13 protein-coding genes are annotated in these 20,428 nt (G+C 73.3%); 8 read left to right on the forward strand and 5 right to left on the reverse strand.

The window, feature by feature from the left end; translation table 11 throughout:
* Positions 1 to 44 precede the first annotated feature (44 nt).
* From K353_RS03225 to K353_RS03240, 3 genes are all read right to left on the reverse strand, one after another.
* On the reverse strand, positions 45 to 1,373 hold the full coding sequence (locus K353_RS03225; protein ID WP_158585320.1) for an MFS transporter: 1,329 nt from the start codon (positions 1,371 to 1,373) through the stop codon (positions 45 to 47).
* Positions 1,370 to 3,850, reverse strand: coding sequence for an ATP-grasp domain-containing protein (locus tag K353_RS35160; RefSeq protein ID WP_233533330.1), 2,481 nt, complete (start codon positions 3,848 to 3,850; stop codon positions 1,370 to 1,372). Before K353_RS35160 ends, K353_RS03225 begins: the two co-directional genes overlap by 4 nt.
* 184 nt (positions 3,851 to 4,034) lie before the next feature.
* Complete coding sequence (locus tag K353_RS03240) at positions 4,035 to 5,333, reverse strand: condensation domain-containing protein (protein WP_111552020.1); 1,299 nt, start codon at positions 5,331 to 5,333, stop codon at positions 4,035 to 4,037.
* A 1,203-nt stretch (positions 5,334 to 6,536) separates the two neighbouring features.
* Between K353_RS03240 and K353_RS03245 the strand changes: the two genes are divergently transcribed.
* A complete protein-coding gene (locus tag K353_RS03245; RefSeq protein ID WP_111552021.1) occupies positions 6,537 to 7,640 on the forward strand; it encodes an ALF repeat-containing protein in 1,104 nt (367 codons plus the stop codon).
* A 64-nt stretch (positions 7,641 to 7,704) separates the two neighbouring features.
* On the opposite strand, the gene corA is transcribed toward K353_RS03245, so the two are convergent.
* Positions 7,705 to 8,694, reverse strand: a complete 990-nt coding sequence (corA, locus tag K353_RS03250; protein ID WP_111552172.1) for a magnesium/cobalt transporter CorA — start codon at positions 8,692 to 8,694, stop codon at positions 7,705 to 7,707.
* Positions 8,695 to 8,757: 63 nt separating this feature from the next.
* Between corA and K353_RS03255 the strand changes: the two genes are divergently transcribed.
* The 4 genes from K353_RS03255 to mshC all read left to right on the forward strand — a co-directional run bounded on the left by K353_RS03255 (position 8,758) and on the right by mshC (position 12,396).
* Positions 8,758 to 9,453, forward strand: coding sequence for a histidine phosphatase family protein (locus K353_RS03255; RefSeq protein WP_111552022.1), 696 nt, complete (start codon positions 8,758 to 8,760; stop codon positions 9,451 to 9,453).
* Between the two features lie 158 nt (positions 9,454 to 9,611).
* The gene (locus K353_RS03260) at positions 9,612 to 10,181 is read left to right on the forward strand and encodes a DUF3090 domain-containing protein (protein WP_111552023.1); all 570 of its coding nucleotides are present in this window, start codon (positions 9,612 to 9,614) and stop codon (positions 10,179 to 10,181) included.
* Complete coding sequence (locus K353_RS03265) at positions 10,151 to 11,077, forward strand: SCO1664 family protein (RefSeq protein ID WP_199527969.1); 927 nt, start codon at positions 10,151 to 10,153, stop codon at positions 11,075 to 11,077. Before K353_RS03260 ends, K353_RS03265 begins: the two co-directional genes overlap by 31 nt.
* Positions 11,078 to 11,166: 89 nt before the next feature.
* A complete protein-coding gene (mshC, locus tag K353_RS03270) occupies positions 11,167 to 12,396 on the forward strand; it encodes a cysteine--1-D-myo-inosityl 2-amino-2-deoxy-alpha-D-glucopyranoside ligase (RefSeq protein WP_111552024.1) in 1,230 nt (409 codons plus the stop codon).
* A 160-nt stretch (positions 12,397 to 12,556) separates the two neighbouring features.
* Here mshC and K353_RS03275 read toward each other — a convergent pair whose 3' ends face one another.
* Positions 12,557 to 13,468 carry a PAC2 family protein gene (locus tag K353_RS03275; RefSeq protein ID WP_111552025.1) on the reverse strand — a complete coding sequence of 304 codons (912 nt, stop codon included), beginning with the start codon at positions 13,466 to 13,468 and terminating at the stop codon, positions 12,557 to 12,559.
* A 303-nt stretch (positions 13,469 to 13,771) separates the two neighbouring features.
* On the opposite strand from K353_RS03275, the gene adhP reads away from it, so the two are divergent.
* The 3 genes from adhP to K353_RS03290 all read left to right on the forward strand — a co-directional run bounded on the left by adhP (position 13,772) and on the right by K353_RS03290 (position 20,402).
* Positions 13,772 to 14,785 carry an alcohol dehydrogenase AdhP gene (gene adhP / locus K353_RS03280; RefSeq protein ID WP_111552026.1) on the forward strand — a complete coding sequence of 338 codons (1,014 nt, stop codon included), beginning with the start codon at positions 13,772 to 13,774 and terminating at the stop codon, positions 14,783 to 14,785.
* A gap of 102 nt (positions 14,786 to 14,887) precedes the next feature.
* Entirely contained in the window at positions 14,888 to 15,901 is a 1,014-nt protein-coding gene (locus K353_RS03285) for a LacI family DNA-binding transcriptional regulator (RefSeq protein WP_111552027.1), read from the forward strand.
* Between the two features lie 202 nt (positions 15,902 to 16,103).
* On the forward strand, positions 16,104 to 20,402 hold the full coding sequence (locus tag K353_RS03290; RefSeq protein WP_111552028.1) for a discoidin domain-containing protein: 4,299 nt from the start codon (positions 16,104 to 16,106) through the stop codon (positions 20,400 to 20,402).
* Positions 20,403 to 20,428: the final 26 nt, after the last annotated feature.

The following is a 20,428-nucleotide window of genomic DNA, read 5'->3' on the forward strand; positions in this document are numbered from 1 at the left end:
GTCAGGGGTCTGCGCCCGGCGGGCGGCAGGGGTGGGGGAGTGGTTCAGTGCTGGGCGGCGGGCTCGGACGCCGGTTCGTCCGCGGGGCCGGCCGCGGGGCCGTCCGCAGTCGCGTCCTGCGGCGGGAGTTCGGCCCGGGCGAGCCGGCCGCCGAGCACGCTCACCGCGGCGGCGGTGCCCAGGAACAGCACGGCGAGGACGAGCAGCCCGGCGGTCTCCCGGGCGAGCAGCAGGCCGAGCAGGGCGGGGCCGACGATGCCCGCGGCCGAGGTGCCCAGGTTGAACACCGACAGGTACTCGGTGCGCCGCTCCTCGGGCGCGTGCCGGTACGACAGCTCCCAGCCGCCGGCGCCCTGGAGCAGCTCGCCGCAGGTGAGGACGGCGGTCGCGGCCACCAGCAGGCCGATGGTCAGCCAGCGGTCGGTGTGCATGGTGGCGATCAGCAGCAGGCTGAAGGCGGCCAGCGCGAGCCCGGCGTTGCGCAGCGCGCGGGTGCCGTCCCGGGTGCTCTTGACGTTCTTGGCGAACGGCACCTGAAGGACGATCGCCAGGCCGGTGTTGACCGCGAACAGCGCGCTCAGCATGCCGACCGGGGCGTTGGTGGACTGCACGATCCACAGCGGCAGGCCGATGCCCAGCAGCACGGTGTGCAGGAACATCACCCCGTTGGCGGCCGTCAGGCCCAGGTAGCGGCGGTCCCGGCCGACCACGAGCAGCCCGGCGTGCCAGCGGGCCGGGGCCTTCTCGGCGAGCGCCTTCTCGACGGTGGCGGCGGCGGGTTCGGTCCGGAGCAGGCCGAACACGCCCGCCGCGGACAGGCACAGCACGGCGCCGATCAGCAGGACGGCGCGCAGCATCCCGGTGCCGCCGACGGCGAGGAACGGCGCGGCGGCCAGCGCGCCCGCCGACATGCCGACGTTGATGACCGAGCTGATCACGCCCAGGGTGCGGGTCCGGTCGGCCTCCCCGGCGACGCCGTTCACCAGCAGCTGCACCATCGGGAAGACCGGGCCCTGCGAGATCGCGAACAGCGAGGCGAACAGGGTGAAGGTGTACACGTCGTGGGTGAAGGCCAGCGCCGCGAACCAGGTCGCCCGCCACACCTGGAGGACGCGCAGCAGCCGCAGCGGCCCCCAGCGGTTGGCCAGCAGGCTGACCGGCACGGTGGTCAGGAAGCCCACCAGTCCGGCGATGGTCAGCCCGGTGCCGATCTGGGCGGCGCTCAGGCCGGCGCCCTTGAGGAAGTAGACGGTGCCGCCGGCCAGGTAGAGGCCGCTGCTGCTGGCGTACACGACCACGCCGGAGGCGATGATCCGGCCGCCCCGGCTGGGCAGCGTGTAGGTGCTCAGCAGCCTGCGCAGGACGCCGGTCACCGGCCCTCCTCCTGGTCGTTCGGGGTGGCGGACAGCGGCTCGACCTCGGCGCGGACCAGGGCCGCGGCGCGGTCCAGGACCTCCCCGCACTCCTCGGGGGTCTCCCCGGTGGCGATCACGGCGGCCAGCCGCGGCACGATGCCGCGCGGCGGCAGCAGCAGCCGCGTCCCGGGCCCGGCCAGCGGCACGATCCGCTCGACGCCGGGCACGGCCGCGGCGGCGGCGGTGTCCAGCGCGCGGACGGTGCCGTCGTGCGCGGGGTAGAGGAAGCGCACCTCGGCGCAGCGGTCGTACGGCTGGACGAGGTCGGGTTCCGCGCCGAGGGCGAGGTCCAGGGCGGCGGCGGTCAGGTCGACGCCGTTGGCGAGCCGGCCCAGCAGCGGGATGAAGTCGCCGCCGAGGCGGCCGTTCAGCTCGACCAGCCGGGGGCCGGCCGCGGTGAGCCGCACCTCGGCGTGGGTGACGCCGGTGGTGACGCCCAGCGCGCGGTGGGCGGCGGTGACCAGCTCGACCAGCTCCTCGGCCCACGGCTCGTGCCGCCAGGGCGCGGCGAGGTGGCCGACCTCCTCGAAGAACGGGTCGTAGCCGAGGCGCTTGCGCACCACGTTCACCGGGCGGACCCCGCCGTCGCGGACCACCGAGTCCACGCTGACCTCGGGGCCGTCGAGGTACTCCTCCAGGACCAGGCCGTCCAGCGCGTCCAGGCCGGGGTAGGCGGCGTCGGAGGCGTGGTGGTAGAGCGCCCGCAGCCGGTCGGCGTCGGGGGCGACCACCACGCCGACGCTGCCGGCCAGCGAGCGCGGCTTGACCACGACGGGGTAGCCGATCGCCCCGGCGGCGGCCAGCGCCTCCTGCGGGCCGTGCACGTGGGCGTGGCCGACCCCGGCGACGCCCTGCTCGGCCAGCAGCCGGCGGGTGGCGAGCTTGTCGCGGCAGTTGCGGGCCGCCTCGGGCGACATGTGCGGCAGGCCCAGGCGGTGGGCGGCCTCGGCGGTGGCCTCCAGCAGCACCTCGTCCCAGGTGAACACGCCGACCCGACCGGTCCGCCCGGCGGCGGCCGCGCCGATCGCCCGGACCAGTTCCTCGGGGGTGGCGGCCTCCACCTGCCGGTGGCCGGTCAGGTAGCGCTCCTGCCAGTCGGCGCCGGTGGCGGTGACCAGGGCCAGCTCGGCGCGGGCGGCGGCGGCCTCGAAGGCGTACTCGCGGTAGGCCCGGCCGCCGCTGCCGACCAGCACCACCAGGTCGGGCGCGGACGGGTCGACCGGCGCGCACCGGAAGTCGAAGTCGGCGACGGTGTGCTCCACCGCGGCCCGCACCTCGGCGCTGCTCGCGCCGCGGAAGCGGAACCGGGCACCGGAGTGCTCGTAGCCGGGCAGGTCGGCGAGCAACTGGCCGACCACGGGCACGCGTGCGGCGTACGGGCCGGCCGCCGTTCCGGCCCGGCTCCCGGCGGCGGTGACCCGGCAGGGGCGGACGGCCGGGGTGGGCACCAGCAGCCAGCCGCCGCGCTCCCCGGCCGTCGGGCCGCCGGTGCGGGCCGCCTCCGGCAGCGGCGCGTCCAGCTGGACGGCGAAGGCGGCCGCCATCAGGTCGACGCCGTGCACCTCCCGCCACAGGAACGGGATCTCCGCTCCGCCCGGGCGGGCGCCGACCTCCAGCACCTGCAGTTCGGGGGCGTCCGGCGGCCCGGACCGGAACAGCTCCAGGTGGAACACCCAGGCGCCGTCCGACAGGGCGCGCGTCACCCGGTCGGTGAACTGGCCGATCGCGGCCAGCAGTTCGGGGTCGTCCAGCTCCACCGAGCCGAGCGCCGCGCCCTCGGTGAAGCCCAGGCAGGTGTTCAGGTAGGCCGAGGCCCGCCAGGCCCCCAGCCCCGTCCCGGTGGCCACGCCGTCCACGTGCAGCACCTCGTGCGGCAGGTACGGCTGGACCAGCACCGGCACGTCCGGCGGGAAGGCGTAGGCGGCCAGTTCGGCCTCGCCGTCGAGCCGGGTGACGCCCGCGCTCGCCGTCCCGCGCACCGGCTTCACCAGCACCGGCCAGCCGTGCACGGCGGCGAAGGCGCGCACCGCGGCGTGGTCCGGCGCGGGCTCGGTCGCCGGGACGGGCACCCCGGCGGCGGCCAGCCGACGGGCCATCACCAGCTTGTCCCGGAACGGCGCGAGCCCCTCCGAGCGCTCGCCCGGGACGCCCAGCTCCTCGCGCAGCTCGGCCGCCATGTCCAGGTCGACCTCGTGCAGCGCCACCACCCGGGCGGGCGTGCCGAACTCCTCGACCAGCGCGGCCACGGCCTCCCGCACCGCCTTGCCGTCCTCGGTGCTGTCGACGACCCGCACCGCGGCCGCCCCCTCGGGCAGCGCGGGCGCGGCCCGGCGGGTCGTCACGTAGCTGACCCGGTGGGTGCGGTGGTCCAGGTAGGAACCGTAGTCCGCGTAACTGTCACTCCAGCGGTGGAGGACGACGACGTGTTCTGACACTTCCCCTCCCGGGGGAACGGCGGAGCTGGGGCAGGGAAAAGGCGGCGGCGCCGGAAAAGGAGGTGCCGGAGAGCGGGACGGCCGGAGGCGGGGTTCCTGGAATTCGGGTGCCGGGGGCGCACGCCGGAAAGGCGGCGCGGTGGGCGGGAATCCGGTGGAAATCGGGCGCGGTGGGGCGGAGGCGCTATTCGACCGATTCGGCCGGTTCAGCCGGTTCGGCCGGTTCGGCAGGTTTCGCGGCGGCCGAGACCAGGACGTCCTCCAGCGCGAGCAGGATCTCCGTCACCGCCTTGAAGTCCGCCGAGGAGGAATTCTCCCGCAGGGTGCTGGTGAGGGCGTCGCCGTCCTGCACCTGGAGGTAGAGCGGCGCCCCGATGTTGCGCCCGCCGGTGCCGGTCTCCATCGCGGAGTTCACCGGCGTCTGATCCCGCTGGTACTCGCCGAGGTAGTTGAAGAAGTAGCGGAAGAAGCCGCTGACCGACCCGGCGAAGGAGCCGTTGACGGTGCCCGTGTAGCCGTGCTCCGCACCCGCCAGCAGCGCGTCGTCGACGTTGTAGGCGGCGTGCTTGTACGAGCGGATCAGCTCCCAGTGGACGCGGGTGGCGAACGCGCCGAACCCCTCGTCCGGGACGGTCTGCACCAGCAGCGGGATGATCTGGTTCTGGGCGGCCACCAGGCCCTCCCAGCGCGGGTCGCTGCGGTTGTTCGCGTAGACCGCGACCAGCACCCGCTCCTCGCCGGTGTGCCGCGCCAGCGCCGCGCAGAAGGCCGCCAGCAGCACCGAGGGCGCCGAGACGCCCAGGCGCTCGGCGAGCGTGCGCACCGCCTCGCCGGCCGGCACCGAACCGTGCCGGGCCCACCGGCTGGTGACCGCCTCGGGGGCCGCGTCCCGGGCCATCGGCGGGGCGTCGGCGAGCACCTGCCGCCAGTGCCGCAGCGCCGCCCGGCGGCGGTTGCCGCGGGCCTCGGACCACTGCTCGGCGGCCAGCTCGCGGCAGCTGGGGGCCGCGCCGGGCAGCTCCCCGCCCGCCACCAGGACGCCGAACTCCTCGTGCAGCTGGTTGATCGCCCAGGCGTCCACCGCGATGTGGTGGAAGCAGATCGCCAGCGCGGCCGGCACCCCCCGCTCGGTGACCAGCGCGGCCCGCCAGGGCCGGTCCGCCGCCGGGTCGAACGGGACCGCCGCCAGCTCCGCGGACACCTCCGCGGGCACCCCCTCGACCAGGTCGAGACCGGTGGGCGCGGCCGGCCCGACCAGCTGGACGAGACCGCCGTCCGCCGTCTCCGCGTACCGCGTGCGCAGCGACTCGTGGCGCGCCTCCAGGCGCTCCAGGGCCCGTTCGACCGCGTCCGGGCCGGTGCCCGGGGGGAGGGCCCAGGTCTGGGGGAGGTTGCAGGCGGTGGGCGGGATGTTCGCGATGGAACGCCAGAGCGAGAGCTGCCCGAAAGTGGCTGGTCCACTGACAACGGAAGAATTTTGCATGACAACGCACCTTGCAGTGAATAATTCTGCGCATTGGTGGAGCGAAGGAATGGGGCGCTTCGGGGAGAAGATGCCAAGCACGCTTCGTTGCGTGAATCAGCCCGTGTCGGTCGTCAACGGATCGAGCGGCCGGACATCCGATCGGGATCGGCCGCGCCGGTAACCGGCGGACGCCCATTTATAGCAACGTCGGGCAGCGCCGGACAAGACTTTCGGTCACACTCGGTGCACCACTGATCCCCCCCGGCGCTCACCCGTGGAACCCGGGTACACGGAGCACCCTTCCCCCACCTGGCCCTCCGTCGGAGAACCGCACCCCGGCCGGGCCCGCCGGGACGGTTCACCTTATGTGGCGCACCCTGGACCGTTCCGGCACTCCACACTTCCCGGAAACCTCTCATTAACACGCGGGCGGTCCGGCGATCCGTTCCCTCCGCGCGGCCGTGGTCCGGCGATGCCCGGACCGGCGGCACCCTCCCGCCGCCGGGCCGCCGACCAGCGCGAACGAGGTTCCCCGCCCTGCGGGTTCGCCCCCGCGCCACCCGGCGAACCCCGGAACGCCGCCCCCGCGGAGCCGGGCACGTTCCGCCCCACACCGGCCCAGCCCGCGACACCCCGCCCATACGGCAGAAATGCCCCGATCCACGTTTTGCGGAACAACTCCTGAACGCGCGGGTCCGCCTCCGGCGGCCGTCACTCCTATCGGGTGCCCGGCAGGAGGCCGGGACCATTAACGTATTGTCATGGCCGAGGCAAAAAATGGCGCGGACGGGTGGGCGCGCCGCGGCTGCGGATCTGCGCGTCCGGGTGGGGGCCGCACACCGCCGGGAACGCGTTCCAGGCGGAGCGGCCGTCGAACAGCCGTGGCACCACCCGCCGTTCCGGTACCGGCGCGCGGGCCGTCGACACGTCCGTCTCCCGCGCCCGCTCCCACGGTATGGGCCCGGCCGGCCCGCAGGCCGGTCGGCGCAGCCCGCCCGCGGCCCGGAACCTGCCCGGTACCTCTCCCCCCGCGCCCGTGGGCGGACTCCCGCCGGTCCACCCGAGGCCGCCCCCCGTCGCCGTGGGCGGTAGGCGGTAAAGGGTCGGAAAAGAATCTGTTATGACCAAGAGGAAGGTTCCGATACGATCCCCGGGTTCGCTGCCGTGTGATCATCCGCCACGGCCGCGCCCGTCACGCGCACCACCTTCCCAGGGAGAACCTTGAGCATCCGTCGGTCGATTGCCGCTGCCGTCTTCGTCGCGGCCGTCTCCGCGCCCACCGCCCTCGGCGCCGCCCAGGCGATGGCCGAGACCGCACCGACCGGTCAGTCCCAGCCGGACGCTGCTGCCCCGGACATTGCTGCCCCGGACGCCGCCGCCTCGGACGCCGCGCCCACCGCGCCCACCGCGCCCACCGCGCCGGGCGAGTCGGCTGATCCGGTCCAGCCGTCCCGACCGTCCGCACCCGTCGAGAAGGCCGACCCGGAGCTGGACGAGGCCGCACTGCGGGCCCGGCTGGCGGAACTGCTCGCCGAGCCGGGCCACTACGCCTACTACTACCAGTCGGTCAAGAATGCCCAGGCCGGTACCGCCGAGCAGATCCGACACTTTCTCGACGCCGAGCTGATCGTGGCCATCCACGACGACAACGCCATCAGGACCACCCAGATCATGCATGAGGCCGGGGCAGGCACCCCGATCTGGAAGGCGGCCCAGGCGGTGCTCACCGACGGCCGCCCGGAGGCGTTCGAACACTTCCTGCACGTCACCGTCCCGGCGCTGACTGCCTCCGACAACCGGGTCAAGCTCTCGCAGTTCATCGCGGACCCGGTCATCAGCGCCGGACTGCGCGCGCAGGCGCTCGCGGTGCTGGAGGAGGGCGACTCCGGGGCGATCGCCGACTTCCTGGAGCGGGCGCCCGGACTCCGGCACACCGACTACCGGGCCCAGGTCGTCCAGGCGATGTCGGTCGGCGGCCCGGAGGTCCGGAAGGCCGCGAACGCTGTGCTGAGCGCCGACACCCCGGAGGCGCTGCGCGACTTCCTGACCAAGGGGCTCAAGGAGGCCCAGGAGCGCGACGAGGCGGCCGGGCGGCAGGGCGGCCGGCCGCCGGGCAACGGCGACAGCGGCGCCGTCCGGGCCGGGCTGACCACCGGGACCACCGGCACCACCACGACCACCGGCACCGGTACCGGCGGCGGCACGGAGCTGGCCTCCACCGGCCCCGGCACCCCGCTCGGCGCCGTCGCGGCCACCGGCGCGGCGGCGATCGTCCTGGGCGCGGGCACCCTGGTGGCCACCCGCCGCCGTCGCCGGGAGTCCTGACACCCGGGCGACACCGGCCCGCCCCCCGGCGCCGGCGCACCCGCGGTGTCCGGGCGGCGGCCCGCTACAGCCAGCCCGCGCGCTTGAAGAGCCGGTGCAGGCCGACGCAGACGGCCGCCATCAGGGCCAGGGCGGCGGGGTAGCCCCAGGGCTGGCGCAGTTCCGGCATGTGCTCGAAGTTCATCCCGTAGACGCCGGCGATCATGGTCGGTACGGCGGCCAGCGCGGCCCACGCCGAGATCTTCCGCATGTCGTCGTTCTGCTGCACGCTGACCTGCGCCAGGTTGGCGGCCAGGATGTCCGACAGCAGCCGGTCCAGGCCCTCCACCACCTCGTTGACCTTGGCCAGGTGGTCCGCCACGTCCCGGAAGTACGGACGCAACTCGGCGGCGACGAACGGGACCTGCAGCTCGCCCTCGCCCCGGGTCAGCCGCAGCGCGGGCTCCATCAGCGGGACGGTGGCCTTGCGGAAGCCCACCACCTGCCGCTTGAAGCCGTAGATCCGCTCGGCCGCGCCGCGCGAGCGCCCGGGGGAGAAGATCTGCTCCTCCAACTCGTCCAGGTCGGTCTGTAGTTCGGTGGCCACGTCGAGGTACTGGTCGACCACCAGGTCGCAGACCGCGTACAGCACCGAGGCGGGCCCGTGCGCGAGCAGTTCGGGCTGCCCCTCCAGCCGGGAGCGCAGGTCCTTGAGCGGGCTCTCCGGGCCGTGCCGGACGGTCATCACGTACGAGTCGCCCAGGAAGATCATCAGTTCGCCTATCGAGACCGTCTCGTTCCGCTGGTGGTAGGCGGCGGTCTTCAGGACGGTGAACACCGAGTCCCGGTAGATCTCGACCTTCGGGCGCTGGTGCGCCTTCACCGCGTCCTCCACCGCCAGCGGGTGCAGGCCGAACTCCTCGGCGACGTGGTCGAACTCCTCCGTGGTGGGGTCCGCCAGGCCGATCCACACGAAGCCGTCGCCGGCCGTGCGGACCTCCGCCAGGGCGTCCGAGAAGTCCTCGGGGCCCCGGACGCGCTTTCCGTCCCGGTAGGTGCCGCAATCCACGATCATGCCCGCCATTGTGACCGAAGGGGGCCGCCCGCGGGGAGGTCCGGACCCCGTACCCTTTCAGGTATGCCCACCCTGCTGCTCGTCCGCCACGGCCGGTCCACCGCCAACTCCGCCGGGATCCTCGCCGGCTGGACGCCCGGAGTCGACCTGGACGACACCGGACGGGCCCAGGCCGCCGCGCTGCCCGAGCGGCTCGCCGGGCTGCCGATCGCCCGCCTGGTCAGCAGCCCGCTGGAGCGCTGCCGGCAGACCCTGGAGCCGCTGTCGGCCGACCGCCCCGAGCTGGCCGCCCCCGCGCTCGACGAGCGGCTCGGCGAGTGCCACTACGGCGAGTGGACCGGCCGCCCGCTCGCGGAGCTGGCCGGCGAGCCGCTCTGGCGCACCGTCCAGGACCACGCCTCGGCCGCCGCCTTCCCCGGCGGCGAGTCTCTGCGCGCGCTCAGCCACCGCACCGTCGACGCGGTGCGCGAGTGGAACGACAAGATCGCCGTCGAGCACGGGCCGGACGCGCTCTGGGCCGCCGCCACCCACGGCGACGTGATCAAGGCGATCGTCGCCGACGCGCTCGGCCTGCACCTCGACCACTTCCAGCGGATCTCGGTCGAGCCCTGCTCGGTCACCGCGATCCGCTACACCCCGAACCGCCCCTACCTGCTGCGCCTGGGCGAGACCGGCTCGCTCGCCGCGCTGGCCCCGCGCCCGCACGGCCACTCGGCCGGCGACGACGCGGTGGTCGGCGGCGAGACCGGCACGGCCTGAGCCCCGCCGGGCCGCCGACCCCGCCGCACGGCCGGGCCGCCGCCCGCCGCACAACTGCCCGAGCGCACGCGGGAACCGCCCGCCCCGCGTGCCGTCCCCGGCCCGTTTGGCCGTAGGGTGAGATCGAGAAGACCGCAACCCCTTCCGGAGCGAGCAGCGTGTCCCGTCAGGTCCACTTCTTCGACCAGCCCGAGCGGTTCGTGGCCGGCACCGTCGGCCAGCCCGGTGCCCGCGCGTTCTACCTGCAGGCTTCCTCGCGCGGCCGGATCACCAGCGTCCTGCTGGAGAAGGCCCAGGTCGCGGCGCTCGCCGAGCGCATCGAGGAGGTCCTCGACGAGGCGCTGCGGCGCAGCGGCGGCGAGGCCCCGATCCCGGCCGTCGCCCCCGTCGAGCTGCTCGACACCGCCCCGTTGGACCTGCCGCTGGAGCAGGAGTTCCGGGTCGGCACGATGGCCCTGGCCTGGGACGCCCGGGACGACTGCCTGGTGGTCGAGGCGCAGGCGTACGTCGAGGAGTCCGAGGACGAGGACGAGAGCGAGGCCGAGGTCTTCGACGACGAGAACGGCCCCGACCTGCTGCGGGTCCGGCTCAGCGGCGCGATGGCCCGGGTGTTCGCCAAGCGCGCCCTGGACCTGGTCGCGGCCGGCCGCAAGCCCTGCCCGTTCTGCAACCTCCCGCTCGACCCGGAGGGCCACCTGTGCCCGCGCGCGAACGGCTACCGGCGCTGAACGAGGACCGGGAGCCCGCCGAGCGGCCCGAGCCCGCGGAACCGCACGCCGGGCCGGAGGTCGAGGCCCCCGCCACCGACCCGGCCACCAGCGCCGCGCTGGCCGCCGACACCGCCGCCGCGCTCACCCTGCTGCGCGAGGGCGCGCTCGCCGTGCACGGCCGGGTCACCGACGCCTCCAACGCCGTCCTGTACTGCACGGTCACCCTGGACGGCCTGACCGCGCCCTGCGTGTACAAGCCGGTCGCGGGGGAGCGCCCGCTGTGGGACTTCCCCGACGGCACCCTGGCCGGCCGGGAGACCGCCGCGTACGAGGTCTCCGCCGCCACCGGCTGGGGGCTGGTCCCGCCCACCGTGCTGCGCGGGGGCCCGGCCGGGCCCGGCATGGTGCAGCTCTGGATCGAACCCGACCCGGAGGCGGCCGAGCTGCTCGACCTCCAGCCGCTGGACGACCCGCGCGCGGGCTGGCTGCCCATCGTCCGGGCCCAGCTGGACGGCGGCCGCCTGGCCTGGCTGGTGCACCGCGACGACGAACGCCTGCGCCGCCTCGCCGTGCTGGACGCCGTCCTCAACAACGCCGACCGCAAGGGCGGCCACTGGCTGCCCGCCGCCGACGGCCGGATCTACGGCATCGACCACGGCGTCACCTTCCACACCGACCCGAAGCTGCGCACCCTGCTCTGGGGCTGGGCCGAGGAGCCGCTCACCGCCGAGGCGCTCGACGTCCTGGGCCGGCTCGCCGCCGACCTGGACGGGCCGCTGGGGGAGCGGCTGCGCCCGCACCTGACGTCCGGTGAACTCGACGCGCTGAAGGCCCGGACGGCCGCGCTGCGGTCCGCCGGACGCCATCCGCTGCCGTCGGCGGAGTGGCCTTCTATTCCCTGGCCGCCGGTCTGATACCGATCCGAAACCGAGGAAGAACGGATTCAGGCCGATCGCGTCCATAGGTTGGTCTTTCAAATGATCGCGAGGTTAGAGTCGGTCCCATGCATGCCTGGCCCGCCTCCGAGGTTCCCGCCCTGCCCGGTCAGGGGCTTCCCCTGCGCATTTACGACACCGCCACGAGCAGTGTCCGAGAGGTCGTGCCCACCGGCCCGACCGCCCGGCTCTACGTCTGCGGCATCACCCCCTACGACGCGACCCACCTGGGCCACGCAGCCACCTACAACGCCTTCGACCTGGTCCAGCGGGTCTGGAAGGACGCCGGCCACGACGTCCTCTACGTCCAGAACGTCACCGACGTCGACGACCCGCTGCTGGAGCGGGCCGAGGCCACCGGCCAGGACTGGACCGAACTCGCGGAGCGCGAGACCGCGCTGTTCCGCGAGGACATGACCGCGCTGCGGATGCTCCCGCCCGCGCACTACGTCGGCGCCGTCGAGTCCATCCCGTGGATCGTCCCGCTGGTGCAGCGCCTGCTCGCCTCCGGCGCGGCCTACGAGGTCGACGGCGACGTCTACTTCTCGGTCGACTCCGACCCGCGCTTCGGCGAGGTCTCCGGCCTCGGCCGCGAGCAGATGCTCCCGGTCTTCGCCGAGCGCGGCGGGGACCCCGAGCGGCCCGGCAAGAAGGACCCGCTGGACGCCCTGCTCTGGCTCGCCGCCCGCCCGGGCGAACCCGCCTGGGACACCGAACTCGGCCGGGGCCGCCCCGGCTGGCACATCGAGTGCGTGGCCATCGCGCTGCAGTTCCTCGGCATGGACTTCGACATCCAGGGCGGCGGCAGCGACCTCTCCTTCCCGCACCACGAGATGGGCGCCGCCCACGCCCAGGTCGCCCTCGCCGAGCACCCCTACGCCCGCGCGTACGTGCACGCCGGCATGGTCGGCCTGGACGGCCACAAGATGTCCAAGTCCCGCGGCAACCTGGTCTTCGTCTCGGCGCTGCGCCGCGACGGCGTCGACCCGGCCGCGATCCGGCTGGCCCTGCTCGCCCACCACTACCGCAGCGACTGGGAGTGGACGGCGGCCGACCTGGACACCGCCCTCACCCGCCTCGCCACCTGGCGCGCCGCGGTCTCCCGCCCGGACGGCCCCTCCGCGACCGCGCTGCTCGCCGAGGTCCGCGCGGCCCTGGCGAACGACCTGGACACCCCGGCCGCCCTCGCCGCCGTCGACCGCTGGGCCGCCTCGGCCCGGGCCGAGGGCGGCGAGGACACCGGCGCCCCGGGCCTGGTCTCCCGCACCGTCGACGCCCTGCTGGGCGTGGCGCTGTAGCACCCCGCCCGACCCCCGCGCCCCCGTCGGGGACGCGGGGAACCGCGCGGGCGGCCAGGCACTCGCACCGCAGCCGCACAGCACGGCGCGGCACCCGCACAGCACGACCGGCCCCGGGGGAGCACCGCCCTCCCGGGGCCGGTCCGCGCGGCGGGCCCGCCTACTCCTCGTCCTCGTCCTTCGGCCGCTCCGTCGCGTGCCCGGTGATCGGCTTCTCGCCCGTCGGCCCCTGGTTGTCGCGCCGCCGCAGGTAGCGCTCGAACTCCCGGGCGATCGCGTCGCCGGACGCCTCCGGCAGCTCCGCGGTGTCCTGTGCCTCCTCCAACTGCTGGACGTACTCGGCGACTTCGGAGTCCTCCGCGGCGAGCTGGTCGACCCCCAGCTGCCAGGCCCGGGCGTCCTCGGCGAGCTCGCCCGGCGGGATGCGCAGGTCGAGCAGGTCCTCGACCTTGTTGAGCAGGGCGAGGGTGGCCTTGGGGTTGGGCGGCTGGGAGACGTAGTGCGGGACGGCGGCCCAGAAGGTCACGGCCGGGACGCCGGCGTGCGCGCAGGCCTCCTGGAGGACGCCGACGATGCCCGTGGGGCCCTCGTAGCGGCTCTCCTCCAGGTCGAGCGAGCGGGCCAGCGTGGCGTCCGAGGTGACGCCGGAGACCGGCACGGGCCGGGTGTGCGGGGCGTCGCCCAGCAGCGCGCCCAGGACGACGACCAGTTCGACGCCCAGCTCGTGGGCGAAGCCGAGCAGTTCGTTGCAGTACGAGCGCCAGCGCATGCTGGGCTCGATGCCGCGGACGAGCACCAGGTCCCGCGGCTTGGGCTCGGTCACCCGGACCACCGAGAGCCTGGTGGTGGGCCAGGTGATCCGGCGGACCCCGCCGTCGAGCCAGATGGTGGGGCGGTTGACCTGGAAGTCGTAGTAGTCCTCGGCGTCGAGCGCGGCGAACACCTTGCCGCCCCAGGTCTCGTCGAGGTGCCCGAGTGCGGCGGAGGCCGCGTCGCCGGCGTCGTTCCAGCCCTCGAAGGCGCAGATCATCACCGGGTCGATCAACTCGGGAAGGTCTTCCAGCTCGATCACCCGGCGTTTCCCTCCGTCAGTGGCGGGGGCTCTGCCGCCCCCGTGGTCCCTTACTGCCCAGCCTACGGGCATTGAATGCCGCCGTGGGCCGGGTGGCGGGTGCCAAGCGTAGTGGTGTCCGCCGACCGGCCCGGGCGGTGCCCGGGGCGGCGCGTCCGTTCGCGGTTCGAACGGGGAACCAGCAGGCTGGGACGGGGGAGCGCGACCCGCCGAAACCGTTCGGCACCACTCGGAACCGCTCGGCGGCGCTCGGCACCACCGGGCGCCACCGGGCGCCGTTCAGCACCGCGAGGAGAGAAGGACATGAAGGCAGCCGTCGTCCGGGACTTCACCGAGCCGCTGGAGATCGAGGAGCGCGAGGTGCCCGCCCCGGCACCGCACCAGGTGCTGGTGCGGATCGAGTGCTCCGGCCTGTGCCACACCGACATCCACGCCGCGCACGGCGACTGGCCGGTCAAGCCGTCCCCGCCGTTCGTGCCCGGCCACGAGGGCGTCGGCATCGTGGAGGCGGCCGGCGCGAAGGTCCGGCATGTCGAGGTCGGCGAGCGGGTGGCGATCCCGTGGCTGGCCGACGCCTGCGGCCGGTGCGACTACTGCGTGAGCGGCTGGGAGACGCTCTGCCCCAGCCAGCACAACTCGGGCTACTCGGTGGACGGCGCCTACGCCCAGTACGCGCTGGCGCACGGCGACTACGTGGTCCCGGTGCCGGACGGGGTGGACCCGATGGACGCCGCCCCGCTGTCCTGCGCGGGCGTCACCACGTACAAGGCGGTGAAGCTCTCCGGCGCCCGCCCCGGAACCCGGGTGCTGGTCTCCGGGATCGGCGGCCTCGGGCACCTGGCGCTGCAGTACGCCCGGATCTTCGGCGCCGAGACGGTCGCCGTCGACATCACCGACGAGAAGCTGAGGCTGGCGGAGCGGCTCGGCGCCGACCACGTCCTCGACGCCCGCACCCAGGACGTCGCGCACGAGGTGCGGAAGCTCGGCGGCGCGGACGCGGCGATCTCGCTGGCCGTCTCCAACTCCTCGTTCCGGGCCGCCTACGACTCGCTGCGCCGCGGCGGCACCCTGGTCCTGGTCGCCCTGCCCGCCGAGGGCGAGCTGACCCTGCCGGTGTTCGACACGGTGCTGAACGGGACGAAGGTGGTCGGCTCGATCGTCGGCACCCGGCAGGACCTGGCGGAGGTGTTCCGGCTGCACCAGTTGGGCAGGACGGAGGTGATCCGGGAGACCCGGAGGCTGGAGGACGTCAACTCCTGCTTCGCGGAGGTGCTCGCGGGCAAGGTCTCGGCCCGGCTGGTGTTCGACCTGCGCTGACCCGGCGGCGGGCTCCGGCCCGGGGAGGACGGAACCGATCGGTTCCGTCCTCTTCTGCAAATCCACGCAAGCCGCTTGCGTTTTCTGTCGTACACTCGGCACATGACACGACGACTTGCCGAGGTGGCGAAGAAGGTCGGGGTCAGCGAGGCGACCGTCAGCCGGGTGCTGAACGAGAAGCCCGGTGTCTCCGAAGCGACCAGGGCGGCCGTTCTCACCGCCCTCGACGTGCTCGGTTACGAGCGGCCCACCCAGCTGCGCGGGGAGCGGGCCCGGCTGATCGGGCTGGTCCTGCCGGAGTTGGGCAACCCGATCTTCCCGGCGTTCGCCGAGGCGGTGGGCGGCGCGCTGGCCGGCCAGGGGTTCACGCCGGTGCTGTGCACCCAGACCGCGGGCGGGGTCTCCGAGGCCGACTACGTCGACCTGCTGCTGGAGCAGCACGTCTCCGGCGTGGTGTTCTTCGGCGGCCTCTACGCCCAGGGCGACGCCCCGCACGACCACTACCAGCGGCTGGCCGAGCGCAGCCTGCCCACCGTGCTGCTGAACGCGGCGATCGACCACCTGGACTTCCCCCGGGTCTCCTGCGACGACGCGGTGGCGATCGAGCAGGCCTTCGGCCACCTGCGCCAGTTGGGGCACACCAAGGTCGGCCTGGTGCTCGGCCCGCTGGACCACATGCCCTCGCAGCGCAAGCTCGCCGCGGCCCGGGCGGTGGTGGCCAAGCTGGGCCTGGAGCTGCCGGAGCAGCACGTCGAGCGGGCGCTGTTCAGCCTGGAGGGCGGCCAGGCGGCCACCACCCGGCTGCTGCGCCAGGGCGTCACCGGCGTGGTCTGCGCGAGCGACCCGCTGGCCCTGGGCGCGGTCCGCGCGGTGCGCCGGGCCGGGCTCGCGGTGCCGGACGACGTGTCGGTGGTCGGGTACGACGACTCCTCGTTCATGATGTGCACCGACCCGCCGCTGACCACCGTCCGGCAGCCGATCGAGGCGATGGGCCGGGCCGTGGTGGACCTGCTGGTCGGCGAGATCGCCGGGGTCCGGGTCACCCACGACGAGCTGCTGTTCGAGCCCGAGCTGGTGGTGCGCGGTTCGACCGCGCCGGCCCGCGAGCGGAGCTGATCAGCAGCAGGTAGCAGGCCCCTGACGCGGGGTCACGACGGGACCGCCGAGCGGGCGGGCACTTCGGTGCCCGCCCGCTTTTCGTGTGCGCGGACTTGGACCGATCCGTTGACATGCTCGTAGCGCCGCTGTAACTCTTGGCTGCCATCACGCAAAAGATGGACAGAAGATTGTCATCTTCTCGACCTTATGAAGGGACGTCATGAGATCGAAGCGCATAACCGCGCGGCTGACGGCGTCGTCGGCCACGCTGGGAATGCTCCTGCTCGCCGGGCCCCTCCTCCCGGCGGCACAGGCGGCGGGAGGGCCGAACCTGGCCCTCGGCAAGACCGTCACCGCCTCCAGCACCAACGGCACGTTCGGCGCCGGCAACGTCAACGACGGCAGCCAGGACAGCTACTGGGAGTCCAACGGCCTCTCCTCCGCGCAGTGGGTCCAGGTCGACCTGGGCTCGGCGGCCTCCATCGACACGGTGGTGCTCAAGGTCCCCGGCTCCTGGGGCGCCCGGACCGAGACGCTCAGCGTGCTCGGCTCCACCGACGGCAGCAACTTCTCCACCATCACCGCCTCGGCGAACTACACCTTCGACCCGGCCTCCGGCGACAAGGCGACGATCTCCTTCGGGGCCACCACCGCCCGGTACGTGCGGGTCAACATCACCGCCAACACCGGCTGGCAGGCCGCCCAGGTCTCCGAACTCGAGGTCTACGGCGCCACCTCCGCCTCCGCGAACCTGCTGGCCGGCCGCACCTTCACCGCCAGCGGCTACTCGCAGACCTACGTGGCCGGCAACGTCGGCGACAGCAACCAGGCCACCTACTGGGAGAGCGCCAACAACGCCTTCCCGCAGTGGGTCCAGGGCGACCTCGGCTCGGCCGTCCCGGTCAACAAGCTGGTGCTCAAGCTGCCGGCCGGCTGGGAGAAGCGCACCGAGACGCTCAAGGTCCAGGGCTCCACCGACGGCAGCAACTTCACCGACCTGGTGGCCTCGGCCGGCTACGTGTTCGACCCGGCCGCCGGCAACGCGGTGACCGTCAACCTGTCGACCACCACCACCCGGTACCTGCGGCTGACCTTCACCGGCAACACCGCCTGGCCGGCCGGCCAGCTCTCCGAGTTCGAGGCGTACGGCCCGACCTCCGGCGACACCCAGGCCCCCAGCGCCCCGTCCAACCTGGCCTACACCTCGCCCGCCTCCGGCCAGATCAAGCTGACCTGGAACGCGGCCAGCGACAACACGGGCGTCACCGGCTACGACGTCTACGCCGACGGCGCGCTGCTCACCTCGGTGTCGGGCACCACCCTGACCTACACCGACAGCCGCCCGGACAGCGCCACGGTGTCGTACTACGTGAAGGCGAAGGACGCGGCGGGCAACCAGTCCGCGGCCTCCAACACCGTCACCCGCACCGGCCAGGGCGGCGACACCCAGGCCCCCAGCGCCCCGTCCAACCTGGCCTACACCTCGCCCGCCTCCGGCCAGGTCAAGCTGACCTGGGGCGCGTCCGCCGACAACACGGGCGTCACCGGCTACGACGTGTACGCCAACGGCGCGCTGCGCGGCAGCGTCAACGGCACCACCCTGACGTACACCGACAGCCAGCCGGACACCGCGACCGTCTCGTACTACGTGAAGGCGAAGGACGCGGCGGGCAACCAGTCCGCGGCCTCCAACACCGTGGTGCGCACCGGCACCGGCACCGGGACGGGCACCAACCTGGCGGCGGGCAAGCCGATCACGGCCTCCTCCTCCACCTTCACCTTCGTGGCGACCAACGCCAACGACAACGACACCTCCACCTACTGGGAGAGCGCGGCGGGCAGCTATCCGAGCACCCTCGCGGTGAAGCTGGGCGCGAACGCGACCACCAGCGCGGTCGTGGTCAAGCTCAACCCGGGCTCGGCGTGGGGCGCCCGCACCCAGACCATCGAGGTGGACGGCCGCGAGCAGAGCGCGAGCGGCTTCAGCACGCTGGTCGCGGCCAAGAGCTACAGCTTCGACCCGGCGAGCGGCAACACCGTCACCATCCCGGTGAGCGCGACCGTCGCCGACGTGCAGCTGAAGTTCACCACCAACTCCGGCTCCAGCGGCGCCCAGGCCGCCGAGTTCCAGGTGATCGGCGTCCCGGCCCCCAACCCGGACCTGACCGTCACCTCGGTGAGCAGCAACCCGGCCACCCCCGTGGAGACCGACACCCCGACCCTGTCGGCGGTGGTGAAGAACACCGGCACCAACGCCTCCGGCGCCACCTCGGTGAACTTCTACCTCGGTGCCACCAAGGTCGGCTCGGCCAACGTCGGCGCCCTCGCGGCCGGCGCCTCCGCCACCGTCTCCGCGCAGATCCCGGCGCAGAACGCGGGCAGCTACCAGCTGACCGCGAAGGTCGACGAGGACAACAAGGTCATCGAGCAGGACGAGACCAACAACTCGTTCACCGCCGCGAGCGCCCTGACGGTCAACCAGGTCGCCTCCTCCGACCTGGTCGCCGCCCCCTCGACCTGGTCGCCCTCCAACCCGGCGAACGGCAGCGCGGTGAACTTCACCGTCGCGGTCAAGAACCAGGGCACGGTGGCCAGCGCCTCCGGCAGCCACGGCATCACGGTGACCGTCGCGGACGCCACCACCGGCACCGTGCTGAAGACCCTGACCGGCGCGTACAGCGGCACGCTCGCCCCCGGCGCCACCAGCAGCCCGGTCTCGCTCGGCAGCTGGACCGCCGCCAACGGCCGCTACACCGTCAAGACGGTGATCGCCAACGACGGCAACGAGCTGCCGGTCAAGCAGGCCAACAACACCTCCACCCAGTCCCTGTACGTCGGCCGCGGCGCCAACCTGCCGTTCGACAACTACGAGGCCGAGGACGGCGTGCTGGCCGGCGGCGCCCAGGTGGTCGGCCCCAACCGCACCATCGGCGACGTGGCGGGCGAGGCGTCCGGCCGCAAGGCCGTCACGCTGAACACCACCGGCTCCTCGGTGGAGTTCACCACCAAGGCCGCGACCAACACCCTGGTCACCCGGTTCTCCATCCCGGACGCGGCCGGCGGCGACGGCACCAACGCCACCCTGAACGTCTACGTCGACGGCACCTTCCTCAAGGCGATCGACCTGACCTCCAAGTACGCCTGGCTGTACGGCTCCGAGACCGCCCCGGGCAACGGCCCGAGCGCCGGCAGCCCGCGGCACATCTACGACGAGGCCAACGTCCTGCTGGGCACCACCGTCCCGGCCGGTCACAAGATCAAGCTGCAGAAGGACTCGGCGAACACCTCGCAGTACGCGATCGACTTCGTCAGCCTGGAGCAGGCCACCCAGGTCGCCAACCCGGACCCGGCCAAGTACGTGGTCCCGACCGGCTTCGCGCAGGGCGACGTGCAGGCGGCCCTGGACAAGGTCCGGATGGACACCACCGGCACCCTGGTCGGCGTCTACCTCCCGGCCGGCGACTACCAGACCGCGAACAAGTTCCAGGTCTACGGCAAGCCGGTGAAGGTCGTCGGCGCGGGCCCGTGGTTCACCCGCTTCTACGCCCCGACCAGCCAGTCCAACACCGACGTCGGCTTCCGGGCCGAGTCCACCGCCAACGGCTCGACCTTCAGCGGGTTCGCCTACTTCGGCAACTACACCTCGCGGATCGACGGCCCCGGCAAGGTGTTCGACTTCTCCAACGTCGCGAACATCACGATCGACAACATCTGGACCGAGCACATGGTCTGCATGTACTGGGGTGCCAACACGGACTTCACGACGATCACCAACTCGCGGATCCGGGACACCTTCGCCGACGGCATCAACATGACCAACGGCTCGACCGACAACCTGGTCTCCAACAACGAGGCCCGGGCCACCGGTGACGACTCCTTCGCGCTGTTCTCCGCGATCGACGCGGGCGGTGCGGACGAGAAGAACAACGTGTTCCAGAACCTGACCTCGATCCTGACCTGGCGCGCGGCGGGCATCGCGGTGTACGGCGGCTATGCCAACACCTTCCGCAACATCTACATCGCGGACACCCTCTGCTACTCGGGCGTGACGATCTCCTCGCTGGACTTCGGCTACGCCATGAACGGCTTCGGGACGGACCCGACCAACCTGCAGAACATCTCGATCGTGCGGGCCGGCGGCCACTTCTGGGGCTCGCAGGTCTTCCCGGCGATCTGGGTGTTCTCCGCCTCCAAGGTGTTCCAGGGCATCCGGGTGAGCGACGTGGACATCGTCGACCCCACCTACAGCGGCATCATGTTCCAGACCAACTACGTGGGCGGTCAGCCGCAGAACCCGATCAAGGACACCGTCTTCACCAACGTCTCGATCACCGGGGCGCAGAAGAGCGGCGACGCCTTCGACGCCAAGTCCGGCTACGGCCTGTGGGCCAACGAGATGCCGGAGGCGGGCCAGGGCCCGGCGGTCGGTGACGTCACCTTCAACCACCTGACCCTGAGCAACAACTACAAGGACATCCAGAACACCACCTCGACGATGCACATCACCGTCAACCCGTAACCCCTCCGACCCCGGGCAGGACGGGC

This window comes from Kitasatospora sp. SolWspMP-SS2h, assembly GCF_003259315.1.
GTDB lineage: Bacteria > Actinomycetota > Actinomycetes > Streptomycetales > Streptomycetaceae > Kitasatospora > Kitasatospora fiedleri.